The 26,601-nt window shown below is 39.0% G+C and carries 16 protein-coding genes; 3 read left to right on the top strand and 13 right to left on the bottom strand.

Translation table 11 applies throughout. The features are described from left to right. Positions 1 to 32 precede the first annotated feature (32 nt). The 3 genes from FW768_RS20770 to FW768_RS20760 form a co-directional block, all read right to left on the bottom strand. Positions 33 to 1,481 (bottom strand): SusD/RagB family nutrient-binding outer membrane lipoprotein, encoded by a 1,449-nt coding sequence (locus tag FW768_RS20770; RefSeq protein WP_153398702.1) that lies wholly within the window; start codon positions 1,479 to 1,481, stop codon positions 33 to 35. A 10-nt stretch (positions 1,482 to 1,491) separates the two neighbouring features. Next, positions 1,492 to 4,449, bottom strand: a complete 2,958-nt coding sequence (locus tag FW768_RS20765; RefSeq protein ID WP_153398700.1) for a SusC/RagA family TonB-linked outer membrane protein — start codon at positions 4,447 to 4,449, stop codon at positions 1,492 to 1,494. 596 nt (positions 4,450 to 5,045) lie between these two features. Further along, the gene (locus FW768_RS20760; RefSeq protein ID WP_153398698.1) at positions 5,046 to 5,792 is read right to left on the bottom strand and encodes a glycerophosphodiester phosphodiesterase; all 747 of its coding nucleotides are present in this window, start codon (positions 5,790 to 5,792) and stop codon (positions 5,046 to 5,048) included. Between the two features lie 300 nt (positions 5,793 to 6,092). On the opposite strand from FW768_RS20760, the gene ligA reads away from it, so the two are divergent. Both ligA and FW768_RS20750 read left to right on the top strand, forming a co-directional pair. After that, positions 6,093 to 8,099 carry an NAD-dependent DNA ligase LigA gene (ligA, locus tag FW768_RS20755; protein WP_153398696.1) on the top strand — a complete coding sequence of 669 codons (2,007 nt, stop codon included), beginning with the start codon at positions 6,093 to 6,095 and terminating at the stop codon, positions 8,097 to 8,099. Positions 8,100 to 8,647: 548 nt separating this feature from the next. Further along, a complete protein-coding gene (locus tag FW768_RS20750; RefSeq protein ID WP_153398694.1) occupies positions 8,648 to 11,218 on the top strand; it encodes a T9SS type A sorting domain-containing protein in 2,571 nt (856 codons plus the stop codon). Positions 11,219 to 11,294: 76 nt separating this feature from the next. On the opposite strand, the gene FW768_RS20745 is transcribed toward FW768_RS20750, so the two are convergent. From FW768_RS20745 to FW768_RS20700, 10 genes are all read right to left on the bottom strand, one after another. Then, complete coding sequence (locus FW768_RS20745; protein ID WP_153398692.1) at positions 11,295 to 11,756, bottom strand: hypothetical protein; 462 nt, start codon at positions 11,754 to 11,756, stop codon at positions 11,295 to 11,297. A 77-nt stretch (positions 11,757 to 11,833) separates the two neighbouring features. Next, positions 11,834 to 12,037, bottom strand: a complete 204-nt coding sequence (locus tag FW768_RS20740; RefSeq protein ID WP_153398690.1) for a hypothetical protein — start codon at positions 12,035 to 12,037, stop codon at positions 11,834 to 11,836. 98 nt (positions 12,038 to 12,135) lie between these two features. Continuing rightward, positions 12,136 to 12,468, bottom strand: a complete 333-nt coding sequence (locus tag FW768_RS20735) for a hypothetical protein (RefSeq protein ID WP_153398688.1) — start codon at positions 12,466 to 12,468, stop codon at positions 12,136 to 12,138. A gap of 210 nt (positions 12,469 to 12,678) precedes the next feature. After that, the gene (locus tag FW768_RS20730) at positions 12,679 to 14,394 is read right to left on the bottom strand and encodes an ATP-binding protein (protein WP_153398686.1); all 1,716 of its coding nucleotides are present in this window, start codon (positions 14,392 to 14,394) and stop codon (positions 12,679 to 12,681) included. Positions 14,395 to 14,399: 5 nt separating this feature from the next. Next, positions 14,400 to 15,509, bottom strand: coding sequence for a sensor protein KdpD (locus tag FW768_RS20725; protein ID WP_153398684.1), 1,110 nt, complete (start codon positions 15,507 to 15,509; stop codon positions 14,400 to 14,402). 307 nt (positions 15,510 to 15,816) lie between these two features. Beyond that, on the bottom strand, positions 15,817 to 16,902 hold the full coding sequence (locus FW768_RS20720) for a porin (RefSeq protein WP_153398682.1): 1,086 nt from the start codon (positions 16,900 to 16,902) through the stop codon (positions 15,817 to 15,819). A 12-nt stretch (positions 16,903 to 16,914) separates the two neighbouring features. After that, on the bottom strand, positions 16,915 to 17,472 hold the full coding sequence (locus tag FW768_RS20715; protein ID WP_153398680.1) for a K(+)-transporting ATPase subunit C: 558 nt from the start codon (positions 17,470 to 17,472) through the stop codon (positions 16,915 to 16,917). Positions 17,473 to 17,484: 12 nt separating this feature from the next. Continuing rightward, on the bottom strand, positions 17,485 to 19,524 hold the full coding sequence (gene kdpB, locus FW768_RS20710) for a potassium-transporting ATPase subunit KdpB (protein WP_153398678.1): 2,040 nt from the start codon (positions 19,522 to 19,524) through the stop codon (positions 17,485 to 17,487). Positions 19,525 to 19,674: 150 nt separating this feature from the next. Next, complete coding sequence (kdpA, locus tag FW768_RS20705) at positions 19,675 to 21,369, bottom strand: potassium-transporting ATPase subunit KdpA (protein ID WP_153398676.1); 1,695 nt, start codon at positions 21,367 to 21,369, stop codon at positions 19,675 to 19,677. A gap of 501 nt (positions 21,370 to 21,870) precedes the next feature. Beyond that, positions 21,871 to 23,196, bottom strand: coding sequence for a sigma-54-dependent transcriptional regulator (locus FW768_RS20700; protein ID WP_153398674.1), 1,326 nt, complete (start codon positions 23,194 to 23,196; stop codon positions 21,871 to 21,873). 414 nt (positions 23,197 to 23,610) lie between these two features. Between FW768_RS20700 and FW768_RS20695 the strand changes: the two genes are divergently transcribed. Continuing rightward, positions 23,611 to 26,478: a M16 family metallopeptidase gene (locus FW768_RS20695; protein ID WP_153398672.1), complete on the top strand. Its 2,868-nt coding sequence runs from the start codon at positions 23,611 to 23,613 to the stop codon at positions 26,476 to 26,478. The last annotated feature ends 123 nt before the right edge of the window (positions 26,479 to 26,601 follow it).

Here is a 26,601-nt window from a genome sequence, read left to right as displayed (position 1 = left end):
TTTTATTCTGATATTCATATTATTGATTCTTTTTATTTATTCCACCACATTTTCACATTGATATTATCTCCGCCCATGGATTGTACTGCTGCATTATAATTTTCAGTATTCATTACTTTGGTCGTTGTAGGATACATAAATCTTACCGGCATTATTCCACCGTTCAGCAGCCCTCCGTTGTTGGGAAGCACAGGCAGTTTAGTACGTCTGTATTCATACCATTGCTGGTGATCTACGAAAAATAATGAGATGTATTTCTGCATCATAATCCTTTGCAGAGAACCGTTATAAGCCACATTGCTGTTATTGAAGTAATCCGCAGGAACCGTTGCTCCCCATTGTTCTATAATAGATTTTACTCCTGTTTCATAGAATGTCTGCTGATTTCCGGTGATGACTCCTTTGTTAGCGAGCTCTGCCAGAATAAACTGCACCTCAGAATAGGTCATAATCAGAACTTTTAAAGGAGCTTTTGCCAGATTCTGATTAAGATTGGAAGGCTGATAATCAAAAGAACTTCCCAAAGCGTATCCGGAAGGAGCGCCTTTATACCCTAAATCGGCTCCGGACAAACTTTTAGCTTTCGTAAAAAACATACTTAACCTCGGATCATTATTATCCTTCATGGCATTTATGAAAAACTCTCCGGCAGCCCTGTATGCGGTAAAATCCTGAGGACGTGCAATAGGCGGCAGATAAGGAGATATTCCGGAAAGAGGAAGAACTGCACTATCATTATTATTCTGAAAAACCGGATAGGTGGCAGGGTTATTAACTATTTCCTGAATTCTTTCATAAACATTCACTTCTCCGTTTCTGTTCAGGATTCTTGTCAGAAGCCTTAATGAAAGTGAGTTACAGAATTTTTTCCATCCCAGAATACCGGTCTGGCTGTTGGTATTGGCATTGTAGAACAAATCTGTTTCGGTTAAAGCTTTTGTGGGATCAAATAAAGTATTGGCGGTCTTCAGATCATTCAGCAGCTGAACATAAATATCTTTCTGCTTGTCAAATTTTGGTCTTGTAATCCCTTCCTCAAGGTTTGCTGCTTCTGTGAAAGGAATATCCCCAAAAGCATCCGTAAGATTGGCAGTAATCCAGGCTTTCAGCACCATAGAGATGGCCAGATAGTTATTATTCTGCTCTTTAGTGGCATATTTTTTAAGATCATTAACCTGCTTCAGCCATCTGTAAGACATATTCCAGTATCCGTTCCCACTTTTTTCATCCATATAATATCTGCTGTAGGTATTTCCTTCATTCGGAAAATCCAGAGCGTTCTGCATAATATCAAAGGTAAAATCATCTGCCCTGTTGTAACCGTAACTCCCCATTTCGTATTGAATAGGTGCCAGAAGGCTTCCAACAGCCGGATCTTTGACCCTGCTGGTATCAGTATTAATTTCTTCAAAAGTTCTGTCACAGGAATTAAGGGCTAAGACTGAAGCCACTAATGCCAGATGTATGAATATTTTTTTCATTGTTTTAGATTTAAAATTTAAGATTTAACTGAAACCCGATAGTTCTTGCTGTAGGAAGCTGTCCCATTTCCACTCCCGGGGTAATGGTAGCATTATTCAGCGTGGCTACTTCAGGATCAAACAGCGGGAACTTCGTCCACATCCACAGGTTTTTTCCGAAGACAGCAAGGGTAAGATCTTCCAGTCCTAAAGATTTGATGGTTTCTCTTGGGAAAGAATATGCTATTCTTGCATCTCTAAGCTTGATAAAATCTGTACTGAAGCTGTTGGTTTCCACGTTGGCTCTTCTGTAATAATCTCCGTAATAGGCAGAGATATTTACTGCTTTTGTATTCGGGCTGTAGGTTCCGTCTGCATTCTGCACTACCCCTTCTCCTACGATCATCCCGGTTTCTCTTCCTGCCAGTGTAGAGGTAAGTTTTCCCTGCTCTGACATTTTATGATGGGACTGGGAATAGGCAATTCCTCCGTACTGTCCGTCAAATGAGAAACTGATAGTGAAATTTTTAATCTTAAAATCATTCTGAAGGCCGGCTCTCCATTTCGGAAATGCATTTCCTACTTTTTCTATATCTCCAGGTCTTCCGGGAAGACCGTTATCTCCGTAAATTACCTGACCGTCCGGAGTTCTTAATAGTTTAAAACCGTACATATCTCCCAGCGAACCTCCTACTTCCATTTTATAGAATACAACGTCTCCCACTCCGGAAATAATTCCGTCAAATCCTTCCGGAAGAGTCATCACCCTATTTTCATTGGTAGACCAGTTTCCTCCTACTTTCCATGAGAAGTTTTTTGTCTTTACCGGATAAATATCTGCTGAAAGTTCAAATCCTCTGTTGCGGATTTTCCCAGCATTGATCACTCTTTTGGAATATCCACTTTCATAAGGAAGGGATACAGGAATAATCTGGTCCTCACTCACATTCTGATAAGCGGTAAAATTAAGATTAAGCCTGCTTTTGAAAAGACTGAAATCCATGCCCGCTTCTATATTGGTATTCTTTTCCGGTCTAAGGTTAGGGTTATTGTAAGTGGTAGGTGCCACAACACTTCCTGTAATATTGCTTGCTGAATAATAATTATCCAACAGATATGTATCACTGTCTATACCTACTTTAGCCCATGAACCTCTCAGTTTCCAGAAATTAAGGGTATTGCTTTTCAGTTTAAAAATATCCGAAAGAATAAAGCTGGTGCTTACCGATGGATAGAAGAAAGACCTGTTCTGCTTCGGAAGCGTGGAACTCCAGTCATTTCTTCCTGTAACATCTACAAAAATCTTATTATCATACCCCAGCGTTAGCAACCCATAGACACTGTCTACCTGTTTATCATTCGGGCTAGGATATTTAACCGGAATTGAAAGGGCATTGGTAAGGATATATTCTCCGGCTGTTTTCAGACCGATGGCCTGATAATCCGTCATTACGTATTCATTATAGCGGATACTTCCTCCCGCAGAAGCAGAAAGGCTGAATTTATTAAGATCTGCTTTATAGGAGAATAGAACGTCGTTGTTATATTCATGATTTTTAATATACTGTTCTCTGTAAAAACCATTCAGATAGTTGGCAGAGCTCCAGGGTCTTCTGGTAGTCCTTTTTTCATTCAGGATTTCCACTCCTGATCTCAGCATCAGACTGAAATTATTATTGAACTGATAATCCGCCGTAATATTTCCTGTGATATTTTTCTTTCTGACCCCGTTCAGCATTTCATACGCGATAAGGTAAGGATTATCAATATAAGAACTGAACGGATGGATCTGATCTACCTGCTCCTGTCCGTACTTCCAGATCGGTTTATACCATCCGAGATCCACGTTTGGGTTCTGGAAAATCATAAAATAAGAGATCGACTGGTTGTTGTATCCTGTAGCAGGAAGGTTATCACTTTTTGTTGTGTTGTATGCGAACTTGGTAGAGATTTTTAATTTTTTGGTAAGCTGATGGGCAAAGGATAAGGCGAAATTAAAACGGTCAAAACCGGTATTAGGCATCATCCATTCATTATTCAGATAGGTAAGTGAGGTTCTGAAGCTGGTCTTATCATTTGAGCTTTCCACAGAAACACTGTTGGAATAGGTAGATCCTGGTCTCCAGAAGCCTTTAATATTGTCTTTGTAAGCTCTCCATTCCTGTCTCGCCGGGCTCTGGCCCTGTACCGTAGGATCATACTGGAAATAGTACTGACCGGCAAATTTTGGTCCGAAGGCGCTGCTCGTTCCGCCTGTGCTGGCTCCATCCGGAGAAAGTCCATAAGAATAATAAAATTGTCCGGCTGAATTTTTAGCAAGGGTTCCCTGTCCGTATTCATACTGCCAGTCCGGCCATTTCAATACGGTATCAAAACTTGAAGAGGAATTGAAGGTTACTTTCAGCTTTCCGTCTTTGGTCTTCCCGGATTTCGTAGTGATCATTAAAGCACCGTTTGCGGCACGTGAACCGTATAAGGCTGCTGCGGAGGCTCCTTTCAGAACCGTTACCGATTCAATATCGTCAGGATTAATGCTGTTTAATCCGTTTCCTAAATCAATAGGAACATCTCCCCCCGAACCGGCCCCATAAGCAGGAGTTCCGGATCCTGTGGTAGAATTTCCCAACGGAACACCATCTACTACGATCAGAGCATAGTTGTGGTCCATTATCATGGATTTTTCTCCTCTTAAGGTAATTCGGGAAGTTCCCAGAGGTCCTGCTCCGGCAGTCTGGATCTTAAGCCCTGCCACTTTTCCTTCCATCGACTGTGCCCAGTTGTTGTTCTGCGTTTCTTCAAAAACTGCTGAACCCACCTTTTCGGCAACATATCCTAAGGCCTTATCGTGCCTCTTAATTCCTAAAGCAGTTACCACCACTTCATCAATGCCTTTAATCGTATCTTTTTTTACTTTCTGCTGAGCTGTCAGGTTGACGCTGACTAATCCCAGCAGCGATAAAACCAACAGTTTCTGTGTCTCTTTACGCATATCCTTTTTGTTTGCGCAAAATTAAAACGACATTATGACTGTGACTTTAACACGATTTTAACATTTTTTAAATATTTACTAAACAAAATGTTAACTTATTATTGTTAACATTGAATACAATCCTAATAAACAGGCATTTAACAAATTAAGTATTTTTAATGCCATTTCCTGTAAGCATTTATATACCTTTATTGTCTTTTCCAGAGAAAATAAAAACAAAACCAATTTTAATACTGATAAACAATAACTTAAAATATTTTTTTTTTTTTAGAATTATACGGTTTTGTTGGAATTTTCGCAAGGACTCTGTTTTTTTACCTGCTTCATGCATTATAAGGCGCAATGATTTTACTGAAAGCTGAAGGTTTTGTTGCGCCTTAAAAGCCGCATAATGATTAAAAGCCTTGCATCGTTACGTTTTCAAACATAGAAATCCTACAAGATCCAGGAAAGCTATTTTTTTGGGTTCCCGCAGATCACACGGATGACACAGATTTTTTTGATGGGTATACCGATTCAAGATTTTATTGGAATTCAAATAAAAACCTGCCTCTTTTTAAGGAGACAGGCTATAAATTATAATTCTTCAGTAAAATTTATTTATTTTTAAGCTGATCAGGAATGTTAGTGGTTACAAAGCCTATTCCCTGCTTTTTTAGCTGTTCGTAGATGGCAGGATCGTTCACGGTCCAGGAATTGGTAATTAGGCCCAGTGTTTTAGCTTCAGTAATCCATGAAGGATTTTTCTGAAAAACGCTGTAGTGGTAATCCATTCCGTCCAGACCTTCTTTTTTAATCTGTTCAGGGGAAAGTTCTCCGTTCAGGTATTGTACTTTAAATGCCGGTTCCAGTCTTTTGATCTCTTTGCAGATATTCAGGCTGAAAGAAATGAACTCACTTTGATTTTCCAGCTTCATTTCTTTGATCATCTTAATCGTCTTCTGGGTGATCTCGTTTTCTTTTTCCGGGGTTTTATCCGGCTTGATTTCTACGATCAGCTTCAAAGACGGATCTTTTTTACCCTGTTTAAGATAATCTTTCAATGTCGGGAATTTTTCCCCGTTTGATAATTTCAATGTTTCCAGCTCTTTGAATGAAGTTTCGGAGATTTCCATTTTGCCGTGATGCTCATCATGGTTAATGACCAGTACTCCGTCTTTCGTCATTCTTACGTCAAATTCGGATCCGTATATCTTTAATTTCTGAGCATTTTCCAATGATTTAATGGAATTTTCCGTGGTTGCGGGCTGCGACTGGAAATATCCTCTGTGTGCAATGATCTGGGTTTGTGCCTTCATGAGAACTGTACTTAAAACTGCTAACCCTAAGATAAAATTTTTCATAATATAATCTGATAATTAATTAAAAAGTCTGACCAACTTTTGATAAAGGTACGTTTTATTGTTAAAAGCTGTGAGACGTACAAAGGTATTTTGACTTGCGGGAGCTTCTGTTTAAGGGAGTTTTAATAATTTCTTAAAAAATTATTACATCATATCAGGTTAGTATAAACACTTATTTTAAGATCAACACAACCAATCTCTTGACTGATATTAATGTTTTTTAATTTTCCTGTACTATTTGATTCTGTTATTTTTTAAATGAAATTAGTTTAGTTATTTTTGCTCAAAAGATAGAAAAGAATGTCTGAAAATATACAGCAAAAGATAGAACAGCTCAGAAAGGAGCTTCATCAGCATAACGAAAATTATTACCTTCTGGATACACCTACGATCTCTGATTATGAGTTTGATATGTTACTGGAACAGCTTCAGGATCTTGAAGCCAAACACCCAGAGTTTTATGATGAAAACTCACCTACCGTACGTGTAGGAGGCGGAATTACAAAGGTCTTCCCAACCATTCAGCACAGATTCAGGATGTATTCTCTGGATAATTCTTATGATTTTGAGGATCTTGAGGACTGGGAAAAAAGAATCATCAAGACCATCAGTGATCCTGTAGAATTTGTTGCGGAACTGAAATATGATGGCGCTTCTATTTCCATCCTGTATGAAAACGGAAAGCTGGTACAGGCCGTAACCCGTGGAGACGGTTTCCAGGGAGACGAAATTACCCCGAATGTCCGTACGATCTCAGATATTCCGTTGACGTTAAAAGGTGATTTCCCGCCTCATTTTTTCATGAGAGGTGAAATTTATTTAACCCGAAAGAACTTTGATAAGATCAATAAACTTCGTGAAGAGGAAGGACTGGATCCTTTTATGAATCCACGAAACACAGCCAGCGGAAGCTTAAAAATGCAGGACAGCGCGGAAGTAAGAAAGCGTGGACTTTCATCAGTACTTTACCAGTTTATTTCTGAGGATTTCCCTACAGAAACGCACTGGGAACTGCTTCAGAAGGCACAAAGCTGGGGCTTCAAAACATCACAGCAGGCGAAACTCTGCAAAACTTTGGATGAGGTGAAGGAATTCATCAGCTTCTGGGATACAGAACGTCATAACCTTCCTTTTGAGATTGACGGAATTGTGTTGAAAGTAAATTCTCTTCAGCAGCAGCGCCAGTTGGGTTATACCGCCAAGTCTCCGCGATGGGCTATGGCTTATAAGTTTAAAGCGGAAAAGGTGGAAACGGAATTACAGTGTGTTTCTTATCAGGTGGGAAGAACGGGAGCAATTACTCCTGTGGCCAACCTAAAACCGGTTTTACTGGCCGGAACTATCGTGAAAAGAGCTTCTCTTCACAATGAAGATATTATCAAAAAGCTGGATCTGCATGAACAGGATTTTGTATATGTGGAAAAAGGCGGTGAAATTATTCCTAAGATTGTAGGCGTAAATACGGAAAAGAGAACGGAAGAAAGCCGTGAAATAGAATACATCAAACATTGTCCGGAATGTGGAACGGAGCTGGTAAAAATTGAAGACCAGGCCATCCACTTCTGTCCGAATGAGCTTCACTGCCCGCCTCAGGTAGTGGGAAGAATGATCCATTATGTTTCCAGAAAGGCCCTGAATATTGAAAACCTGGGAAGCGAAACAATTGAACAGCTGTACAGAGAAAAACTGATTGAAAACCCTGCTGATTTCTATGTTCTCACCAAAGAACAGCTTCTTCCGCTTGAAAGAATGGCTGAAAAATCTGCCCAAAATATCATCTCAGGAATTGAAAAATCTAAAGAGATTCCGTTTGAAAAGGTTCTATACGGAATCGGGATTAAGCATGTGGGCGAAACGGTGGCTAAAAAACTGGTGAAAAATTTCCCTACGATAGAAGAACTGAAAAATGCATCTGTGGAAGAGCTTTGCCAGGTGGAAGATATCGGAACCAAAATTGCGGTAAGCATTGAAGAATTCTTCAGAAATTCTGAAAACCTCCTGATGATCGAGCGTTTAAAATCGTACGGTGTACAGCTTGAAAAGGGAGAAAATACCAATGAAGTTCTATCAAACGTTCTGGAAGGAAAAACGTTCCTTTTCACCGGAAAACTATCGCTTTTCACCAGAGAACAGGCGGAAGAAATGGTAGAGAAACACGGTGGAAAGAATATTTCTGCGGTTTCCAAGAATCTTAATTATCTTGTGGTAGGTGAGAAAGCCGGAAGCAAACTGAAAAAAGCGCAGGACATCGGAACGATTACCATTTACGATGAGCAGCAGTTTTTAGATCTGATTGAAAAACAGTAGTCAACTTTAAAAAGAAGCTGTCTCACTTTTGGGGCAGCTTCTTTTTTATCAGCAATTCCATCCCTTTATTTTTCTTGGATTTTATTATTATCTTTTCGCTTTAATTCTGCATTTTCCTGTTCAGCTTTTTCTTTTGAAAGAAAACAGTAACCGAACCTGTATCCGTATTTTGTGTCTTTCTTTTCATTAAGAGGAATCGTGTTATGGGGTTGTCTTTTGTTTAAGCTGAAAGCTGTCCACATAGACAAGGAACGCTGTTCCATTGATGTTTATTATCAGTAGTTCTCTTTCCATTTGTTTTTTTATCATAAAAAATACTGTAAATTAAAATGTGATCTTATTAAGCCCACAGTTGATCTGCTATGCCAGATTCGTAAGATTACGTAACCTTTCCAATGCTGACGCAGTTATTGAAAAAATCAACGCAGTTGCTTAATGATATGGCGCAGGTATTAGTTATCGTGGTTTTCCTGGTTATTCAGTGCCTAAATTAGAACTGGCTAATTAAAATTATCATTACCACACAATTATTTAAAATTTTACCGTTTATGAAAAAAAATCTAATACTACTGCTTTTTGCAATCGCAAATTTTATACCCCTGATGAATGCTCAATCGCCCCAATGGGTTTTGGGAAACTCTCTCGTTAATTTTCCTGCCACAGGAAATCCTCACTTATTAACAAATTCTTTAGGAGCAGGAAATTTTCCCGGATCAAATGCTGCATTTGACTCTAATGGTAATCTGTTATTTTATGTACGGGGAAACAGAATATATAACCAAAATAACGTTTTGATAGATACTATAACACCTGGTGTGAATACCGTAACCAAAGAAATTTCAGTTGTCAATGTGCCAGGTACATGTAATGAATTTTATATTATTGCGATGACAGTATATAATATGCCAGCCTTTATTAATACTCTCATTTCCGTGAAGGTAACCGTAAATAGCACTTCAATTTATGTTTCCCCACCAGAGCATTTTAACTATAAAGGAAATAGAATTTTTGCAATATCAAAACTAAGAAAAAATAAAACACGTTATTTATTTGCAGTCGGAAATACTGTAGAGCGATTTTTGATTACTAAAAATGGGATATCCCATCAACAAACATTACCTATATATCCTACAGGTGATATTTCTGATGTTGAACTATTTGAAGATGCAACTACAGGAAAGATGAGATTAGCATATGGAAATGGTAATGAATTAAGGGTTTGGACGCTCAATCAAAATGGGGACTATATCAATATTAATAATCTGAACCTTTCTGGAGTTACCAAAATTGATGGAGTGGAATTTATTGACTATAATAGAATTATTATTGCACAAAATAACTCTAATGTAGGTAATAAAGGAATTGCCATTGTTAATATTAATCCTTTGACGGTAAATTTTATTCCTAATACCAGTAATTATTATAACTCTTATATTGAAAAAGCAATTGACGGGAAATTTTACGTATCAAAAGAAAATATTGTTTCAAATACTGTTCAGGGATATAAATTGTCTTCTATCAATCATAGTAATTCAACCGTTACAGAAGTGCCGAATCTTACCATTCCGAATATGGATATTGTCTATGGCGAAACAATACGATTGCTACCCGATCAAATTGATAATGAAAATTACGCTCACGCTAATTACAGATGGGATCTGGCCGCATTTGACAATGCTGCGGATACAGGCGCAGAACCTTATGTTCCCGCACCCGGAAATGAAATTATCTGGGAAAGTAATGATATATGGAACAGGAAGACAGCCAATGGACTAAGTGTGACCCATGAAAATCCGGGATATTCTTCCGATCCTTCTAAATTCAACGTGATGCGATTCAGGATAAGGAATTTAGGCTGTGTGGCATCCACTGAAAGCCGTGTAAGGTTATACTGGACAATGGGGGCAACAGGAGAATCCTGGGATAATAATGCAGTTCCGGTAAATCCTCCTTCCCCAACAGCGCTTAACTCCTGGGACGGATCAAAGTGTATTGTAAATCCACAGACTAATGCCTGTGTTCCTGCGGGAGGCGAGATCAAAGCGCGAAGCTTGGTCTTCAACAGTAATGCTCCGGACTATGATAGCAGTTCGAGTACACCTGGATTTATTATTCCACCTTTACAGCCGGGACAGGAGATCATCATTGATGCGAAGTGGCAGCCGGTAAATCCTTCATTATTCGGAGATCCCAATGTTATCAGCAATCCTGTATTGTGTTTCCTGGGAAGAATCGTTGATGTGAATGACCCTATGTTCAGTGAACTTCCAGCAAGCACAACCAATATGATGGGTGACAATGTTAAAAATAACAATAATGTGGTAACGCGTAATACTTCGTTGGTACCACTGGGGGGATTAGAAGGCTCATATTATAAATTTGACAGTTCCATCTTTATTGGAAATCCTTCTTCAGAACAAACGGATTTTATGGTGAGGTTTGATCGGGTTGGGGTAAATGATAACAATTTTGCTAAAATAGGTAGAATAAAAATTAAACTGGATGATCGTTTATGGGAAAAATGGATGTCTGCCGGATCAGAAGGTAGTGGGATAGAGATATTGAATGCTGAGAAACGCGAGCTTACGGTTACCAATTTTGAAAATGTACAGCTGAACAATATCATGCTGGAAGCAGGAGAATACAGGGCAATAAAATTCACTTTTGAACTTAAGGAGCCGACGGATGTGATTCAGGATTATCAATATGCAGTTTCCCAGGTCGCTGCTGAAAAACCAGATCAGCAGTATGGAAGTGTCTGTATATTCAATGTAAAGATCAATCATACACAGGAAAACGGAGAATTCATCTATGATGAGGCTGGTAAATCAGGCACTGGTAATACTAATAATTCAAATTTTAAGCGTATTACTGTTTCTCCAAATCCATCGTCGGATTTCGCAAAACTGGATTTTGAATTATTACAGGACAGTCAGCTTAACATACAGGTATTTGATATGCTGGGAAAAGAAATAAAGTCTATTGAAAGGAATAAAAATTTTAACAAAGGACTAAATAATGTAAAATTTTCCACCTCTGAGCTACCAAACGGCAACTATTTCATTGTAATAACTGCTTCAGGAGAGAAGAGATCTTTACAATTAATCATAAAACATTAAATAAATATAATTTACAAACAACATAAAGGCTGTCTCGCTTTGAGACAGCCTCTTTATTATTAAAAAAACAGATCATTTATTTAAAAACAATCAGCGTATAGGGTTCTTTTGCCGTTTTCGGCTGAACGATCCTGATCTGTTGTTTGCCTTTATAATAGTCTGTGTAGCTTTCTTTGGTTATTATTTTTCCTTTTCCTGTCTGTTTATATCCGGTATCCAGAACTGCTTTAAGGTAGGTGTCATAGTCTTTTTTATCTTTAAAGGTGAATTCTATATTGTTTTGAGATTGATCTTCTTTATATTCAAACTTTGCGATTTTATATTGATATCCAGGACTTTCATATTCATTCACAACAAAGCCAAGGCCTTCGGTTTTATCGTAAAAAGTGTAATTCTGTTTTTTAATTTCTTTTTTGAACGCAACCATATCAAGGTTGTTGAATGCGGCAAGTTCTTCCAGTTTAAAAGTCTGTCCGGAGACTAATGAACAAAACAGGATAAAAAATAAACTGCTCAAAATCGTCTTCAATGTATTCATCGTTCAACTATTCTTTAATATTATTTTCTCTGATGAAATTTTTGTATTCTTTTTCCCATACCGGGAATTTTCCCAATTCAGTTTTTCTGCTGACAACAATAGCAGCCCCCTTCATCGAAGAGGTTTTTATCATTCAGCATCTTTACTCCGTTCATTATAATGAGAATACCGTAAGCGCTTTCATTATTTTTAAGCCTGTCCAGCAGAACGTCTTTATTTTGCAGGATTAAAGTATTGTCTTTCAACTTTGATATAAAATCATCCACACTAAGGTCATCCACATTCTGAAAATAGCAAAGTTCTGATATTCTCTGGGAACCTGGAAATAGCGGTCGAAAATCTTTTCATCAATACTGTCTCTGCTATGATACTACTGAAATTATGCCTGCTTAATCAACGCTTTCTGAAAAAGTAAAATCTGTTCTTCGTTCAGGCCATTAAAAGAAATGGTACGTTTTGCATTGAGCATATGATCCGGATAATAGATCAGCTCAACAGAATCTGCATTGATATGAAACTCCCTGAGAACCGTTGGATTTTTTGTATTCTTTGCATCAGATTTGAATCTCAGATTAATACAGCCTCTCGGAAGGATATAAAAACTCCGGGGGAATAAAAACATCGAATTCTGATTCAGAAGAATCTCAAAACTACACCATTGAAAGCTTTTTATATTGCAGCAAATTGTTACTGACAGTCTCCATCGTTCCATTGATGCTTTTTAACATTACTGCATCCGGCTGCCTGTACTTTTCTATAATTTCACCTTTCTGTATAAAAAAGAAAATGCCTGAAACAACAAAGAATATGGGAATTGCCAAAAAAAATAAAAAAAGGGGCTGTTAGCATTAAAAGATAAAATTAAAAGTTTTTAATAGAGAATAAATTTGATATTTCCTGTTCAAATATATGACAATAATCCTCATAAAACCGGCAATCTGAAAAAGAAAGTACTTCCCTGATTCGGAGAGCTTTCCACACCAATTTCACCATTTTGTTTTTCAATGAAATTTTTGGAAATAGCGAGTCCTAATCCAGTTCCGTTTTGGTGTTCTCCCGGAACCTGGAAATAGCGGTCGAAGATCTGGCGGTGGTATTTTTCATCAATACCGCTTCCTGTATCGGTAATGCTGAACTGAATGAAAGTCTCTCGTTTTTCAACCAAAATCTGAATGGTTTCATCCTGAAACGAATGTTTCACGGCATTAGTCAGGAAGTTATTCATTACCCAGACTGTTTTATCGAAATCGGCTGCAACAAAATCATCATCAGCAATAAGATATTCTGTGGTTATGGAAATATTTTTCTGTTCTGCCAGTTTTTCAACATTTTTTACAGCGGTCTGCACCATTTCTTTTGGTGAGCATTTTTCAACGGTTAAGCGGATATTTCCTGTTTCTACCTGTGAAAGATTCAGCAGTTCTCCTGTAATATCCAGCAGGCGCTGTCCATCTTCGTTAATACTCTTCAGTAATTCCTGCTGCTGCTCATTCAACTCACCGAATTTCTGATTACCGAGCAGCTGAACGCCCATTTTTATGGCTGAAATAGGTGTTTTCAATTCATGAGAAATGGTTGCTATAAAGTTGGTTTTGGCGAAATCAAGTTCTTTAAAAGGGGTGATATTCCGGAGCAGGATTACTTTTCCGATATATTTCTTTTCTTTTTCTCCGGTTTTCGTGATGTTGATAGGGATAATATCCTGTTCGAAATAATTTTCTTTATTATCCCGGACGATCTTGATAGGCTCGACTACCGGATGATCGATATTTTTGAGCAGTTCGCGCATCAGGTCATTATTCACAGCCACTTCATGAGCCGTTTTCCCGATAATTTCTTCTTTGTTGAGATTAGTGATTTTCAATGCTTCATCGTTGATCATGTAGATAAAGTGATTTTCATCCAGTCCGATCACTGCATCGTGCATATTGTTGACCAAAGTCTCAATCCTTTTCTTATCCATCAGCTGTTTGGAAAAGCTGCTGCTCTCATATTCCTGAAGCTTTTCCGCCATGATATTAAAAGATTCTGCAAGACTGTTGAACTCCTCACTTCCTTTAAAATGAACCCTTTCATTGTAATTTTTATCCGCAATCTGTCGGATACTGAAGGTCAGCTGGTTAATTGGTTCTGCAATCGTCTGCGGAAGATTAAAAAGCAGGATAAAAGCAATCAGAAAACATACGGTTCCCAGACTTACGATCCAGAATGTAGCATTTTCAGCGGTAATGATGGCAATATCACTTTTCCGCTCGATCCCTTTCATATTCAGGGACATGATTTTGGCCAGATCTTCACGGATCAGCTTTTCTTTATCGGGAGAAGGCTGCTTCAGATAGCTCTGAAAGTGTAGATTAAGATTCTGGGTAGCTTCTCTTTCGCCGAACTCAGTAAGGTTCTTTTCCTGAAGCTTGTTATTTTTCTGAAAATCGGTTACTGCAACAGCACTATCTGTACTTATCTTGTCCAAAGCAAGCAGCATATTTTTGGAGAATTCCAGGCTGTTATAATTGGCGGTAAGAATCTTTTCCGTATCCGATTTCAGTTTGTTGATATAGACGGAACCGATTACTGAAAGCAAAACAATCAGTAAAAATAAAAGACCTACGCCTAAAGTGAGTTTCGTTTTAAGTTTCATTACTTCTAAGATAAAATAATAATATCTATCTGTCTTTCATTAAGTCTATTCATCAGCGTGTAAATCCAGCTATAACCGGAAAGGCGCTGCCAGAGGCTTGAGTGAGGCTTCCCGATACAAACCGTGGTCATATTGTGGGCAATGACATATTCTAAAATTCCTTTATGTACACTGCTTTCTTTTATCCGTACCACTTTCGCCCCCAATTCCTGTGCTAAATTAAAATTATTAATCAAATACCGCTGCTTGTCTAGGGCAATTTTTTCAGGGTTTTCAGAGGGTTTCTGAACATATAAAACCGTCCACGGACTGTTATAATAACTCGCCAGACGGGCTGTTTTACGGATGATATTCTTCGCAATCTTTTCATTACTGCTGATGCAGGCCAGAAATTTGATAGGTTTGAAATTTTCAGTCTTGATCTCAGTTTCCACCTTTCGTTCCACATGGGTTGCCACCTCTTTTAAGGCCAATTCACGAAGCTGTAAAATATGTCCACTCTGAAAAAAGTTGCTGAGCGCCGTCTGAATTTTTTCTTTTTTATAGATCTTTCCTTCTTTCAGGCGGGTTAGCAGCTCATCCGCAGTAAGGTCTATATTTACCACCTCATCGGCAAGAGCCAGAATCTTATCCGGTACACGTTCCGCCACTTCTATCCCCGTGATCTTTTTCACCTCTTCATTAAGGCTCTCAATATGCTGGATGTTCATCGCACTGATCACATTGATTCCGTTATCAAGGATTTCCAGTACATCCTGCCATCTTTTTTTATTTTTGGAACCTTCCACATTGGTATGCGCCAGCTCATCCACCAGAACCACTTCAGGATGTTCATTGATGATCGTCTGAAGATCCATTTCCTCCAGGTTTTTACCTTTATAAAAAACCGATCTTCTAGCAATCTCAGGGATTCCGTCTGTAAGAGCTACCGTCTCTTCCCGGCCATGGGTTTCAATATAACCAATCTTTACATCAATGCCGTTTCTCAATAATGCATGTGCCTCCTGAAGCATCCGGAAAGTCTTTCCTACGCCTGCACTCATCCCGATGTAAATCTTAAATTTTCCTTTCCGGGATTTCTGAATCAGTTCTAAAAAATGTTTGGCTGATGACATGGGTTGTTTATTCTATGAATTTAAAATAATTATGTTTTTAACGGGCTGAAGCCCATTTTTATTAGGTTATTAATGGTAACGGACCTCTTTTCAGTTTTTATATTTTCCTAATCTTTGTAATTAGCCTCAATTCAGATAAAAAGATCTGATTGACATAGGTTTAAAGCTGAAAGAGGAGTGATAAACGTCATTAAAAATAACTGTATATCTTTTTTTAAAACAAATTGATTTTACAGAGACTTTCAATACTTATAACTGAAAGTAACTTCCATCCTCCTTCTTCCAGCCTCCAACTTTTTTCTTTCCTTTAAAACCAGGCTGCCAGACTTGTGGTGATAAAGAAATTGCCCTGTTTCATCTGATCATTCTTTACAAAAATGGCATCTTTGGAGGTAAAGCCTCTTGCTTCCGTACGGAACACTACGTTTTTCAGAATCGCATAATCCACATTCAGGGAATAGCCGAAAGTTTGGAAGCCATTAGGTGTTTTTGTACTAATGATTACCCCATTTTTATCGTTGTAATACTCCAATCTTCCTGCCAATGCCCATTTATGATCCAACTGATATTTCATCAGAACATTGGGGGTGTACCAGATATTGTAGCTGCTGCTTCCTTTTGTTTTCTGCTCTGCACCAATGTCGAAACCCAGAACCGCTGAAAATTGGTCTGTCAATTGGAAACTTCCGTACAAATCGTGAAAATAACGCATTCTTTTCTCTTCTTTTGCTTTATCGTTTCCGATAAATGAGCTGCTGTTCATGGTAATTTTATCATTAGGTTTATAAATCACCTGATGCCCGAAAGAAAGACTTTGATTACCTTCAGCTTTGGCGATTCTCTGCCATCCGTTCAGGACAAGTCCGCTCAGGAGCCATTTTCCATTGTCTGATGTGTAGGAGATTTTAGCACCGGTCTCAAAATAAGGAGAATTTTCGGCGGCAAAACTTCTGGTCAGATTGATATTATCTTTTCCAATAGCACTTTCCCATCCGATATGGGAAGGCATAATTCCTGCATCCACCCACAGGTTTTTAGTTTTGGAAATTTTGATTCCAACGTTGGCTTCATTCACATAACGCAGGGCATCCTGTTCAGCCGCCATATTATCCTGAGCATAGGTTCCGGCCATCAGGGCCACATTGGCACGGAGATTTTCACTCTGATAATTCGCTTTTATCAATCCTAGATTAAGATTTACTTCATTATGTCTATTGTAGGAATACAGAAAATTCTGTCTCAGATGGCTTGCAGGTTCGTTAAAATCATACGTGTAAAAAAGTTCTGCATAAGCAGAAAACGTCACACTATTTCCTGTTTTCAATGAATCTGAGGTTTGTGCTTTCGGGAAGAAAACTCCGGCTAAAATTCCGGCAACGATATATCTTTTCATAAACATTTCACATTATTTTAATTGGTCTAAAGCGATGTTAAGCTTCAGCACATTTACTTTTGCAGGACCGAAAAGGCCCAGCCATGGTTTTTCAGTTTGATCTTTAATTAAATTTTGGATTTTTTCTTCAGGAAAGTTTCTTTCCTTCGCAATTCTTTTTGCCTGATACAGTGCTCCGTCGGGAGAAATATCGGGATCAAGCCCGCTTCCGCTTGCGGTTACCAATTCTACGGGAACCTCAGCTTTTTCCATTCCGGGGTTCTGCATTTTTAAGGTGTCTATTCTTTTCTGTACAGTTTCCAGATATTCTTCATTACTTGGTCCTTTATTGCTTCCACCACTTCCTCCTGCATTATAATCCACTGCTGAAGGACGGCCGTGAAAATATTTCTCAGAGCTGAAATTCTGACCGATATTTGCATAATACTTCTGTCCGTTCTGCGTAATGATTTCCGCTTTTCCTTTTGTAGGAAGCACTTTTGAGCCTCCATATACCAGAAGCAGGTAAATTCCTATAACCGCCAGCATAACCAAAGTCAGTCTGAATGCTGATACAATATGATTTTTCATTTTTTAAAAATTTTAATAGAATAAACTGATCACAACATCAATAATTTTGATTCCGATAAACGGAACGATAACTCCGCCCAAACCATAGATCAGAAGGTTTCTTCTGAGCAGTGCACTGGCTCCAATCGGTTTATAAGCCACACCTTTCAATGCCAGCGGAATCAGGAACGGAATAATCACCGCGTTGAAAATTACCGCTGAAAGGATGGCCGTTTCCGGGCTATGAAGATTCATAATATTCAGTTTCTGCAGTGAAGGGATGAAAGTGATAAAAAGAGCAGGGATAATTGCAAAATATTTGGCTACATCATTGGCAATACTGAAGGTCGTCAACGTTCCGCGAGTCATCAGCAACTGTTTTCCGATTTCCACGATCTCGATCAGCTTAGTAGGATCGTTATCAAGGTCTACCATGTTTCCGGCTTCTTTTGCGGCCTGGGTTCCGCTGTTCATTGCTACACCTACATCTGCCTGGGCAAGGGCCGGAGCGTCATTGGTTCCGTCTCCCATCATCGCTACCAGTTTCCCTTCCTGCTGCTCTTTTTTGATGTAATTCATTTTATCTTCAGGCTTAGCCTCAGCAATGAAGTCATCCACACCCGCTTTTTCTGCAATGAATTTAGCCGTTAAGGGATTATCTCCTGTTACCATTACCGTTTTCACTCCCATTTTTCTAAGTCTCTGGAAACGTTCCTGGATTCCCGTTTTAATAATATCCTGAAGTTCAATCACTCCCCAGACTTTTTCATTAACGATTACCACAAGCGGTGTTCCTCCGTTTTCAGAGATTTTAGTTACAGCATACTGCGTTTCCTCGGGGAAAGTATTCCCGGCTTTTTCAGTCAGTTTTTTTATTGTATCATAAGCTCCTTTCCTGATTCGTGTATTTTCAAAATCAATCCCTGAAGTTCTTGTTTCTGCTGTAAAATCTATATAGGTAGGATTCGGAACAAGCAGATCTTCCGGTTTCAGCTGGCTTAATTCTATAATGGATTTTCCTTCCGGAGTTTCATCGGCTACAGAGCTCAATGCAGAGGCTTTAATAAAATCTTCAATCTTTATTCCGTCTGCGGGATGGAATTGGGTTGCTTTACGGTTCCCGATGGTAATGGTTCCTGTTTTATCCAGAAGCAACACATCAATATCTCCGGCTGTTTCCACAGCTTTTCCGCTTTTGGTGATTACGTTGGCTCTCAACGCGCGGTCCATCCCAGCAATTCCGATTGCAGAAAGCAGACCTCCGATAGTTGTCGGAATGAGACAAACGAAAAGTGAAATAAATGCCGCAATCGTAATCGGTGTCTGCGCATAGTCTGCAAAAGGTTTTAAAGTAAGGGTGACGATAATAAAGGTCAGGGTAAATCCTGCCAAAAGTATAGTTAATGCGATTTCATTAGGTGTTTTCTGTCTTGAAGCTCCTTCTACCAAGGCAATCATCTTATCTAAAAAGGATTCTCCTGGTTTGGTGGTTACTTTTACTTTGATTCTGTCCGACAGAACTTTTGTACCTCCGGTTACAGAACTTTTATCTCCTCCTGCTTCACGGATTACGGGAGCACTTTCCCCGGTGATGGCAGATTCATCAATGGTTGCCAGACCTTCTATAATTTCTCCATCCATTGGGATCTGATCTCCGGCTTCGCAAAGGAAAATGTCGCCCAATTTCATTTCGGCAGACATTTTTAAAGCGGTTTCCACCTGAAATCCAGGTTTATTGCCCACAACCAGTTTGGCAGGAGTTTCTTCACGGGTTTTTCTAAGGGTATCCGCCTGTGCTTTTCCTCTCGCTTCTGCAATCGCTTCTGCGAAATTGGCAAACAACACCGTAAAAAACAAGATGATAAATACTAAAAAATTATAAGAGAAGCTTCCCTGTGTTTTATCGCCTGTAAGACTGAACATACTGACGATAAACATCACAATGGTTCCTATTTCCACCAGGAACATCACCGGATTTTTAAACATGATCTTCGGATTCAGTTTAACGAAAGACTGCTTAATGGCTTCGTTCACCAAATCTTTCTGAAACAATGTCTGTGACTGATTTTTCATTGTTTTTTTATATTTTTTAATTAAGAAATTCAAAAGGTCAGAAAGTCTCAGACTGCTTTCCTTTTTTTATCTTTCTTATTATTTTAAATGGATTAATAGACAGGCTCAGATGGTAAGCATTACGTTTCTCAATTCCTGAGCCTTGTCATTTTATTTAGTGAAATATTGGATTTGTTCTGCAATGGGTCCTAAAGTCAGCGCAGGGAAGAAAGACAGCGCTGCGATCAGTAATATAACCGCCAGGGTCATAAAGCCGAAAGTTGCGGTATCCGTTTTCAATGTTCCTGAGCTTTCAGGGATGAATTTTTTCTGCGCCAGCAACCCTGCAATAGCTACCGGACCGATGATTGGGATAAATCTGGACAGCAGCAGAACGATTCCTGTTGAAATATTCCACCATGGGGTATTATCGCCCAGCCCTTCAAATCCGGAACCGTTGTTGGCTGATGAAGAGGTAAATTCATACAGCATTTCGCTGAAGCCGTGAAAGCCGGGATTGTTTAATGTTTTCGCCCCGAATTCCGGCAGATAAGCTGTCAGAGCTGTTCCTACAAGAATCAGGAATGGATGGAAAAGAGCTACGATCATCGCGATCTTCATTTCTTTAGCTTCAATTTTTTTACCCATAAATTCAGGGGTCCGTCCTACCATCAATCCGCTGATGAAAACCGCAAGAATGATGAAAATGAAATAATTCAGAATTCCTACACCGCATCCTCCGTAAAAGCAATTGATCATCATGGCCAGCAGTTCATTCATTCCGGACAGTGGCATTGTACTGTCATGCATGGCATTTACTGAGCCTGTTGAAATTACGGTGGTAGCAATGCTCCAATATCCTGATGCTGCACTACCAAAGCGGATTTCCTTACCTTCCATCGCTCCCAGGCTGCTGTTTGCACCCATTTGAGTTATCAAAGGGTTGCCATTGGTTTCATTGATGATATTCGGAACTGCCAGAGCCAGAAAACCGACTGTCATCACGGTAAAAATTACCCACGAAAGCTTTCTTTTGTTCAGATAAAATCCTAGTGCAAAGACCAGTGCAAAAGGAATGATCATCTGAGTGACCATTTCGGTCATATTCGTGATATAATTTGGGTTTTCAAGCGGATGGGCCGAGTTCGCTCCAAAGAAACCACCTCCGTTTGTTCCCAGATGCTTGATCGCAACAAATGCGGCAACAGGACCTCTTGAAACATCGGCCTTCTGCCCTTCCAATGTGATGATATGATCTTTACCCTCGAAAGTCATCGGACTTCCGTTTGCTGAAAGGATCAAAGCTACCAGAATGCTTATAGGAACGAGTATTCTTATAACGGATTTTGTAAAATAATCATAAAAATTCCCCAGTTCTGTAGCTGTTTTTTCTTTAAAAGCCTTGAAAAGTACGGCCATTGCTGCCATTCCGGTGGCTGCCGTTACAAACTGAAGGAACATCAGGTAAAGCTGACTTAAATAGCTTACTCCTGTTTCTCCCGAATAATGCTGCAGGTTGCAGTTCACCAGGAATGAAATCGCTGTATTAAAAGCTAAATCCGGTGACATATTGGGATTCCCGTCAGGATTTAAAGGAAGCCAGGACTGATTGATCAGGATCATAAATCCTATGAAAAACCAGACCAGGTTGATCGTCAGCATGGCATACATATTCTGTTTCCAGTTCATCTGACGGGCCGGATTGATTCCGGAAACTCTATAAATTAATTTTTCTACAGGCCTGAAAACAGGATCTAAGAAAGTCTTTTTGCCCCCGTATACGTTAGCAATATATTTACCTAAAAATATTCCGATCACCAGCGTGATGGCAAACATGGCAATAATGCCTAAAATTTCTGTATTCATGACCGGTTAAAATTTTTCTGGTTTCATTAAAACATAACAAATGTACACGAAGGCCAGTATTGAAAGGAAAAATAAACTCCACATAACTTTATATTCTATCAAAAAATTCAACGGATTTATATAAGAGCCAAAACATGACTGCACACAGCAGTACCAAACCTAAAAGCATCATATTTTTATTATTAAGATTAAAAGAGTGAGCATTACATACGAAACCATCAGCATGCTTAAGAAAGCGTGCTCCCGTTTTTTGAACGTTTTTCCTGAAATTGTCATTTTTAAATATTTTATTCATATTCTATAGGCCAAAAGAAAGTCCAAATTCAGAAAAAAGAACACAACACATTATATATCAAAACATTATATTAAAATATATGATTATACAAAAAGACAAAAGCCTATCAAAATGATAGGCCCGTTATTGAAATGATAGGGTTTAGCTATTGGCTATTGGCTATTGGCAAAATTACTTATTACTCATTACCCATTGCTCATTATTCATCACCTTAGTCCGTACTCTTCCAGCTTTCGGTACAGCGTAGCAATGCCTATTTCGAGCAGTCTGGCGGCTTCAGCTTTGTTACCTTTGGTGTATTGAATAACTTTCAGGATATGTATTTTTTCCAGGGAGCGCATACTCATGGAATCATTTTCGGGAATAGCTTTTTCAGAATAACGTGGAAGGCTGTCAGCGTTCAGTATTTGATCATCCATTAAGATCAGGCTCCGTTCTATGGTGTTTCTAAGCTCACGGATATTTCCTTTCCAGTCGTTTTTTTCCAGGGTTTTATAGTATTCAGGATCTACCTGCACTGAAGGCATATGTAACTTCTGAGTGAATATATCGATAAAGTTTTTGGCCAGTATTTTCAGGTCTTCTTTTCTTTCCCTCAGCGGTGGAAGGCTGATCTCGAAAACGTTGAGCCTGAAATACAGATCTTCCCTGAAATGTCCCTGTTTGATTTCCTCCTCCAGATCTCTGTTGGTAGCCGCGATCAGCCTGAAATCTGATTTTGAGACTTTGGTTTCACCCATTTTGATGAATTCCCCGGTTTCAAGAACCCGAAGCAATTTAGCCTGAAGCTCTATAGGCATCTCTCCTATTTCGTCTAAAAATAAGGTTCCGTCATTGGCTTCTTCTATCAACCCTTTTTTATCTTTCACGGCCCCGGTAAAAGCTCCTTGTTTATGACCGAAAAGTTCACTTTCAAGAATTTCTTTACTGAATGCAGAGCAGTTAATGGCTACGAAAGTATTTTTCTTCCTTCCGCTTCCTTCATGAATGGCATTGGCAAAGACTTCTTTTCCGGTTCCGGTTTCTCCGGTCAGGAAAACAGCGGCATCCGTCAAAGCTACCTTTTCTGCCAGTTTTTTAGCCTGAAGAATTAAGGGGGAATTGCCTATAATCTGCCCGAATCCTTTCGAACCAGTTGATTTTTGTATTATCCGGGACCTGTTGTCTTTTACTTTTTCCAGTGCTTTATAAACCAAAGGAATGATCTTTTCATTATCGTCACCTTTTACCAGATAGTCATACGCACCGTTTTTCATAGACTGTACGGCATCGGTTATATTTCCGAAAGCCGTCATCAGGATGAGTTCAAGATGCGGATATTTGGCTTTAATGGATTTTACAAGTTCTACCCCGAATGCATCCGGAAGCCGTACATCGCTTAGCACCACATCAAAATCATACTGTTCCAGCATCGTCATGGCAGAACGTGCAGTGGAAGCTTCTTTTACATTAAAATTCTCTTGGGAAAGGATCATCCCCAATAATTTGAGGAGCTTGATCTCGTCATCGATGATCAGAATGTTTCCGGACATAGTCGTTATTTTTGGAAAACCTGATGCAAACTTATTGAATTTTCCCCGAGGGAAAAAGGGAATTTTCTGAAAGGATGAAAAAGACAAAAGCACATGCTGCCTTTTACCTGCTCTCAATCAGTCTTATAGATGTAATAATAACATAGAAGCTTAGGTTAAGGAAACTAAGATTAAAGGATGGAAGCTATGATTAAAGGTCTCTTTAAAATCAAATTATCTTAAAAAAGATAAAATAGAATGAGATTTATTATTGATGGCCTTTATAGCTTCCCTCTTCCAGCTCCCAGCTTCAAACCTGCCTAAACCAGAAATTCTTATCCCAAACTGATGTTAATAAGAAAAAGCAACGCCATTTTTATCTGATTCCTTACATTTGTAATACATTCGGATTTTAGGAATGAAATGAATTGATCTATGATTGACAAAAAATATACGGAAACAGTCCATACGGATACTAATAACTACGAATATATTACCATAACACATGACGAAAATAAAGTAAGAATTTACACCCTGAAGAATGGTCTGAAGGTCTTTCTTGCTCAAAATTTCGATGCACCCAGAATACAGACTTTCATCCCTGTAAGAACGGGAAGCAATAATGATCCTTCTGATAACACTGGTCTTGCGCATTATCTGGAACATATGATGTTTAAAGGAACTTCAAGATTGGGTACTCAGAACTGGGAAAAGGAAAAAGAGCTTCTGGACCAGATTTCAGAACTGTATGAACAGCATAAGGCAGAACAGGATTCTGAAAAGAAAAAAGAAATCTATAAGAAAATAGACGAAATTTCTCAGGAAGCCAGTCAATACGCCATCGCCAACGAATATGACAAAGCGATTTCGTCACTGGGAGCCAGCGGAACGAACGCCCATACCTGGTTTGATGAAACGGTTTACAAAAATAATATTCCGAACAACGAACTTGAAAAGTGGCTGAAAATTGAAAAGGAAAGATTTTCTGAAATGGTTCTCCGCCTTTTTCATACGGAGTTGGAGTCGGTGTATGAAGAGTTCAACAGGGCTCAGGATAATGACAGCAGACTGGTGAGTTATGAACTGATGGATGCTTTATTTCCCACTCATCCTAACGGACAGCAGACTACCCTGGGAAAACCGGAACACTTGAAGAATCCTTCTATGAAGGCTATTCATAAGTATTTTGATGAATATTACGTTCCGAATAATTATGCGATGGTTCTGGTAGGTGATCTGAATTTTGAAGAAACTATTCAATTGGTTGACCAATATTTCGGAGCTCTTCCTTATAAAGAGCTGCCGAAAAAAGCTCCGGTTATTGAACAGCCTATGACTGAAATTGTCAAAAGAACGGTAAAAAGCCCTACTACCCCGAGAGTACAGATTGCCTGGAGAACAGACAGCTATGGTACAAGAGAAGCCATTCTTGCTGACATTATCGCCAATATTCTTAGCAACAGAGGAGAAGCCGGACTTCTTGACCTGAACATCAACCAGACCCAGAAAATGCTTTGGGCACAGGCTTTCTCATTAGGTTTAAAAGAATATGGTTATTTTTCTGCTGTAGCTGTTCCCAAAGAATCACAAACACTTGATGAAGCAATAGAAATGGTTCTGGAACAGATTGAGCTGATCAAAAAAGGAGATTTCCCAGACTGGATGCTTCCGGCGATCATCAGCGATTTCAAGCTGCAGAGAATGAAAGGACTGGAAACGGCAGAAGGATTGGCTACCAATCTTTATGATACCTACATCAGAGGCAGATCATGGGAACAGGAACTGAACGAAATGGATGAATATGCTTCTTTTACCAAAGAAGATGTTGTTGTGTTTGCCAATACTTTCTTTAAAGATAATTATGTGGCCATTTACAAAGAGAAAGGGATCAACGACAGGCTTCTGAGAGTTGATAATCCGGGAATAACGCCTATTAAGATCAACCGTGAGGCGCAATCGGAGTTTCTGAAGGAAATTTTAGCTGAAAAAACGGAAGATATACAACCTGAATTTATTGATTATCAAAAAGAAATAACTACTGGCTCGGTAAAAGATAAAAAAATAAGCTTTGTAAGGAACAAATACAATGATATTGCACAGGTTCACTTTATTTTCCCGTTCGGAAGTGATAACGACAGGGATCTGGGCATTTCAACGCAGCTGCTTCAATACCTGGGAACGGATCAGTTTTCCCCTGAAGACCTTAAAAAAGAGTTCTTCAAAATCGGAATTACCAATGATTTCAAAACCATCCATGACCAGCTTCTGATCTCTCTGAGCGGGCTGGAAGAAAATATAGAGAAAGGAATTTCCCTTCTTCAGCACTGGATGTATAATGCTTTTCCTGATGAGGATATCTACCGCCAATTTGTAGGAACCGTTCTGGAAAACCGCCAGGCAACCAAAAATGACAAAAACCGTATTATGACGGCACTCACTACTTATACCAAACTAGGAAGTGTCTCCCGTTTTACGGATGTTATTTCAAAAGAAGAGCTTGAAAGCAGCCACCCTCAAGTGTTTACCGACCGTATGAAAAAGCTATTCAGATTTCCTTACCAGATCTTCTTTTACGGAAAGAATTTTGATGCTTTTAAAGGATATATTGACCAATACACGGAAACAGAAAGTTTGCAGATTCCTGAAGCTAAATCCTATCCGGAACCTGAGACTGGCGGCAATGTATACTTTATCAATTACGACATGGTCCAGATGGAAATGAGTAAAATAGGAAGAGGAAAACCTGTGGATACCTCTGATTTCGGAAAGATTAATGTTTTTAATGAATATTTTGGAAGAGGTCTTTCTTCTATCGTTTTCCAGGAAATCCGCGAAAGTAAAAGTTTAGCCTATTCTGCCTATGTTTCTTATACAGCCAATTCTGAACTGGGTCACCATGATTATATTACCACTTACATCGGAACCCAGCCCGACAAGCTCCAGACCGCCGTAGATACGATGACAGAGCTTATGACAGAGCTGCCTGAAGTTCCCGTACAGTTTGAAAATGCAAGAAATACAGCCCTGAAACAGATCGCCTCAGCAAGAATCACCCGGAATAATATATTTTTCAATACATTAAGACTAAAAAAGCTGGGAATTTCACACGACTTCAGAAAGGATATTTATGAGCAGATCGGAAGTCTGAAGTTTGAAGATGTGAAACAGTTTTACAAAACAGAAATTAAACCCGTCCACTTTAATACTGCCATTATCGGCAAAAAGGAAAACCTGGATATGGATGCCGTGAACCAGATGGGCATTTTTACGGAAGTCAGCCTGAGGGATATTTTCGGACATTAAAAGATAGAGACCGTTCAGTTATTTGGGCGGTCTTTTTTTGTGAAAGACGGTGAGATAATAGACGGATAGATGAGAGACATAGGGGCTGTCAATAGTGAATTTTGCATCGCAAGTGAATAGGGA

This window comes from Chryseobacterium vaccae (genome assembly GCF_009602705.1).
Taxonomy (GTDB): Bacteria; Bacteroidota; Bacteroidia; order Flavobacteriales; family Weeksellaceae; genus Chryseobacterium; species Chryseobacterium vaccae.
Note: the sequence above shows the minus strand (reverse complement) of the source record. Positions and strands in the feature narration are given on the sequence as shown.

Bases quoted from the DNA above. Each gene is read 5' to 3' on its own strand.
- FW768_RS20725 (WP_153398684.1), bottom strand. From the start codon at position 15,509: ATGTCATCAGCCAAACATTTTTTAGAACTGATTCAGAAATCCCGGAAA.
- FW768_RS20760 (WP_153398698.1), bottom strand. From the start codon at position 5,792: ATGAAAAATTTTATCTTAGGGTTAGCAGTTTTAAGTACAGTTCTCATG.
- FW768_RS20745 (WP_153398692.1), bottom strand. From the start codon at position 11,756: ATGAATACATTGAAGACGATTTTGAGCAGTTTATTTTTTATCCTGTTT.
- FW768_RS20750 (WP_153398694.1), top strand. From the start codon at position 8,648: ATGAAAAAAAATCTAATACTACTGCTTTTTGCAATCGCAAATTTTATA.
- FW768_RS20770 (WP_153398702.1), bottom strand. From the start codon at position 1,481: ATGAAAAAAATATTCATACATCTGGCATTAGTGGCTTCAGTCTTAGCC.
- kdpB (WP_153398678.1), bottom strand. From the start codon at position 19,524: ATGAAAAATCAGTCACAGACATTGTTTCAGAAAGATTTGGTGAACGAA.
- ligA (WP_153398696.1), top strand. From the start codon at position 6,093: ATGTCTGAAAATATACAGCAAAAGATAGAACAGCTCAGAAAGGAGCTT.
- FW768_RS20730 (WP_153398686.1), bottom strand. From the start codon at position 14,394: ATGAAACTTAAAACGAAACTCACTTTAGGCGTAGGTCTTTTATTTTTA.
- FW768_RS20715 (WP_153398680.1), bottom strand. From the start codon at position 17,472: ATGAAAAATCATATTGTATCAGCATTCAGACTGACTTTGGTTATGCTG.
- kdpA (WP_153398676.1), bottom strand. From the start codon at position 21,369: ATGAATACAGAAATTTTAGGCATTATTGCCATGTTTGCCATCACGCTG.
- FW768_RS20765 (WP_153398700.1), bottom strand. From the start codon at position 4,449: ATGCGTAAAGAGACACAGAAACTGTTGGTTTTATCGCTGCTGGGATTA.
- FW768_RS20735 (WP_153398688.1), bottom strand. From the start codon at position 12,468: ATGGAACGATGGAGACTGTCAGTAACAATTTGCTGCAATATAAAAAGC.
- FW768_RS20700 (WP_153398674.1), bottom strand. From the start codon at position 23,196: ATGTCCGGAAACATTCTGATCATCGATGACGAGATCAAGCTCCTCAAA.
- FW768_RS20720 (WP_153398682.1), bottom strand. From the start codon at position 16,902: ATGAAAAGATATATCGTTGCCGGAATTTTAGCCGGAGTTTTCTTCCCG.
- FW768_RS20695 (WP_153398672.1), top strand. From the start codon at position 23,611: ATGATTGACAAAAAATATACGGAAACAGTCCATACGGATACTAATAAC.